This is a genomic window from Mycobacterium sp., assembly GCF_039583805.1.
Classification (GTDB): domain Bacteria; phylum Actinomycetota; class Actinomycetes; order Mycobacteriales; family Mycobacteriaceae; genus Mycobacterium.
The window spans coordinates 1-3,611 of sequence record NZ_JAVKSH010000181.1; the positions used below are offsets into that span (position 1 = coordinate 1).

4 protein-coding genes are annotated in these 3,611 nt (G+C 68.5%); 2 read left to right on the forward strand and 2 right to left on the reverse strand.

What is annotated here, in order from left to right; genetic code table 11:
- Positions 1 to 127 precede the first annotated feature (127 nt).
- A complete protein-coding gene (locus ABDW21_RS16635) occupies positions 128 to 451 on the forward strand; it encodes a DUF3349 domain-containing protein (RefSeq protein WP_343598880.1) in 324 nt (107 codons plus the stop codon).
- On the opposite strand, the gene ABDW21_RS16640 is transcribed toward ABDW21_RS16635, so the two are convergent.
- Both ABDW21_RS16640 and ABDW21_RS16645 read right to left on the reverse strand, forming a co-directional pair.
- Positions 448 to 1,491 carry an NAD(P)-dependent alcohol dehydrogenase gene (locus ABDW21_RS16640; protein WP_343598879.1) on the reverse strand — a complete coding sequence of 348 codons (1,044 nt, stop codon included), beginning with the start codon at positions 1,489 to 1,491 and terminating at the stop codon, positions 448 to 450. The two genes, ABDW21_RS16635 and ABDW21_RS16640, sit on opposite strands and share 4 nt — an antisense overlap.
- A gap of 117 nt (positions 1,492 to 1,608) precedes the next feature.
- A complete protein-coding gene (locus ABDW21_RS16645) occupies positions 1,609 to 2,649 on the reverse strand; it encodes an iron-siderophore ABC transporter substrate-binding protein (RefSeq protein ID WP_343598927.1) in 1,041 nt (346 codons plus the stop codon).
- A gap of 198 nt (positions 2,650 to 2,847) precedes the next feature.
- Between ABDW21_RS16645 and ABDW21_RS16650 the strand changes: the two genes are divergently transcribed.
- Positions 2,848 to 3,611: cbb3-type cytochrome c oxidase subunit I (locus ABDW21_RS16650; RefSeq protein WP_343710766.1), on the forward strand; the 764-nt coding region annotated here is incomplete at its 3' end.

Here is a 3,611-nt window from a genome sequence, read left to right on the forward strand (position 1 = left end):
CACCGAAGACGAGGACTGGGACTTCTGACGCCGCCGGCGGCACGTCCGGTGAACGGCCTGTGAACTGTCGAAGTCCTGTCCCGTGTAGCCGTGGCGCAGCTGACCCGCCGGTACGACACTAGATCGCGTGGCCACGACGTCGTTTCTGGAATCGGTGCTGCGCTGGCTGCGGGCCGGCTACCCCGACGGCGTGCCCGGACCGGACCGGGTGCCGTTGCTGGCGCTGCTGCGCAGCACGCCGCTGACCGAGGAGCAGGTCGCCGACGTGGTGCGCAACATCACTGCGGCCGAGTCAAAAGCGTTGGCAGACGGCCAGATTGACCGCGACGAGATCGCCGAGTTCATCTCCGACATGACCCAGTACGACGCCGGGCCGGAAAACATCCAACGGGTAGCGGGCACGCTGGCCGCCGCCGGGTGGCCGTTGGCGGGTGTCGACGCTGCAGGTTAGAGCGTCGCCGTGTCGATGACGAACCGGTAGCGCACGTCGCTGGCCAGCACCCGTTGGTAGGCCTCGTTGACGTAGTCGGGTTCGATGACCTCGATTTCGGGTGTCACGCCGTGCTCGGCGCAGAAGTCCAGCATCTCCTGGGTTTCCGGGATGCCGCCGATGTTCGAGCCGGTCAGGCTGCGCCGCATCAGGGCCAGCGCGAACGCCGGCACTTCCATCGGGTGCTCGGGGATGCCGAGTTCGACCAGCGTGCCGTCGACGTCGAGCAGCTTGAGGTACTGGCCGAGGTCAAGGTTGGCCGACACGGTGTTCACGATCAGGTCGAAGCTGTTGCGCAGCTTCTTGAAGGTGGCGCGCTCGCTGGTTGCGTAGTAGTGGCTGGCGCCCAGCCGCAGGCCGTCTTCCATCTTCTTCAGCGACTGCGACAGCACCGTCACGTCGGCGCCCAACGCCGCGCCCAGCTTGACGCCCATGTGGCCCAGGCCGCCCAGCCCGATCACCGCGACCCGTGTGCCGGGCCCGGCGTTCCAGTGCCGCAGCGGCGAGTACAGCGTGATGCCCGCGCACAGCAGGGGCGCCGCGGCGTCCAGCGGCAGCGAGTCGGGGATGCGCAGCACGTAGTTCTCGTCGACGACGATCGCGCCGCTGTAGCCGCCGTAGGTCGGCTGGCCGTCGCGGCCGACGCCGTTGTAGGTGGCGATCATGCCGCTGCCCGTGCAGTACTGCTGCAGCCCGGCCAGGCAGCTGGGGCACTCGCCGCAGGAGTCCACGAAACAGCCCACCCCGACCCGGTCGCCCACCGTGAAGGTGGTCACCTCGGCGCCCACCGCGCTCACCACGCCGGCGATCTCGTGGCCGGGCACCACGGGGTAGTTCGGCCGGCCCCATTCGGCTTTGACGGTGTGGATGTCGGAGTGGCAGATGCCGGCGAACTTGATATCGATGGCCACGTCGTGCGGGCCGGGGTCGCGGCGGGTGATGGTGGTCTTGGTCAGCGGCTCGGTCGCCGAGGTGGCAGCGTACGCGGAAACAGTGTTCATGGGTAACCCTCTTCGGTCTCGACAGTCTTCTTACATAGTCTACTTACATAGCCTAGCGAAGTAAGTTTGGCGGCGCGAGCAGGGTGCCCGCCGCACACCGGCGGGCGACCAGGGCGATCAGTTGATCGGGGCGTTGACCCAGCGCAGGTCGTCGACGATGCCGCGGGCCGCGACGATGTTGTCGCCGGTCTGCCAAATCTCGTTGTTGACAACGAAAACCCGGTTGTCGCGGTTGGCTGAGAGCCGGCGCCACGGATCGCTGTCGAACACCGTCGGGGCGCGATCCCTGGCCGCCGGCGACGCGAACGACACGTACACGACGTCGGCGTCGGCGGCCGAGAAATCCGGGTGACCCGCCAGGTCGGCGTCGGTGGTGCCGACCTCGACGTAGGGCTTGTCGGTGAAACGCTGCGAACCCGGCCGTTCGACCCCGACCAGGGCCACCACGCTGGCGGGGAAGTTCACCGCGCCGTAGACCCGCATGGTGTTTTCGGTGAGCTGCACGATCGACACCTGGTAGTGGGCGGCGTCGTGCGTGGCGCCGGTCTCGCGGGCCTGCGCGGTGAAGTCGTCGAGCAGCGCGTCGGCGGCGGCCCTGCGCCCGGTGGCGGCGCCCACGCCGCGCAGGTTGTCCTGCCAGTCCGCCCCGGGCGGCGCGGTGAACACAGTCGGCGCGATCGCGGCCAGCGCGGGATACATCTGCGGTGTCAACCCTTGCGAGCCGAGGATCAGGTCGGGATCGGCGGCCGCGATGCCGGCCAGGTTCGGTGCGCTGCGGGTGCCCACACCCGGTAGCCCGTGCACGACCGAGCCCAGGTAGGACGGCTGGCTCGACGAGCCGTCGGGCAGGGCGGCGGCGACGATGCGGGTCTGCAGTCCGAGTGCGCACAGCGCGTCGAGCTGGTCGCCGGAGAGCACGACGATGCGCTGCGGGTCGGCGTGCACCTGGGTCACCTCGGGACTGACGCCCGCGGCGTTGTGCACGGTGCGCATCGGCGGCCCGGCGTCCGGCTGGGCCGGCTGCGACGCGCACGACTCGTCGGGGCGGCGCTGATTGCCCAGCACCCCCGCCCCGGCGATCTGGGTGGTGCTGGTGATCACCGAACGCGCCGGGGGCGGGGCCCCGCCGGACGTGCAACCGGCGACCCAGACCGCCAGTGCAGCTGCGGCTATCGTGCGACCCGGACCGCCCAACAGCACAAGCTCGACGCTAACACCCCGCCGAGGTCGGCCCGCAGGTGTACAAGCACGTAAACGTAATACGACAGTTTGTAGGACCCCTTCCGCATCTGCCGCCCGGACGGGCTAAGATTCGGGGTAATCCCGAGACGCCCTGCCCGATGTTTGGAGGAGCTGTTGACCACCGAAGCGCCCCCCTTAGCAGAACTCGAGGCCGATCGCCCGTTCCCGGCCCGGACCGGCCCTAAGGGAAACCTCGTCTACCGGTTGGTGACCACGACCGATCACAAGCTGATCGGCATCATGTACGTCGTCACCTGCTTCGTCTTCTTCTTCATCGGCGGCCTGCTGGCGCTGCTGATGCGCACCGAACTGGCCGCACCAGGGCTGCAGTTCCTGTCCAACGAGCAGTACAACCAGCTGTTCACCATGCACGGCACGATCATGCTGCTGCTGTATGCCACCCCGATCGTGTTCGGGTTCGCCAACCTGGTGCTGCCGCTGCAGATCGGTGCCCCCGACGTCGCGTTCCCACGGCTGAACGCCCTCTCCTACTGGCTGTTCCTGTTCGGGGCACTGATCGCCTCCGCCGGATTCATCACCCCCGGCGGTGCGGCAGATTTCGGCTGGACGGCCTACACGCCGCTGTCCAGCGCGATCCACTCCCCCGGAGCCGGCGGCGACCTGTGGATCGTGGGACTGATCGTCGCCGGGTTGGGCACCATCCTGGGGGCGGTCAACATGATCACCACGGTGGTCTGCATGCGCGCGCCCGGGATGACGATGTTCCGGATGCCGATCTTCACCTGGGGCATCCTGGTGACGTCGATCCTGGTGTTGATGGTGTTCCCGCTGCTGACCGCCGCGTTGTTCGGGTTGGCGGCCGACCGGCACCTGGGCGCCCACGTCTACGACCCGGCCAACGGCGGGCCGATCCTGTG

Coding starts and splice junctions, on each gene's coding strand:
- ABDW21_RS16640 (WP_343598879.1), bottom strand. CDS start 1,491: ATGAACACTGTTTCCGCGTACGCTGCCACCTCGGCGACCGAGCCGCTG.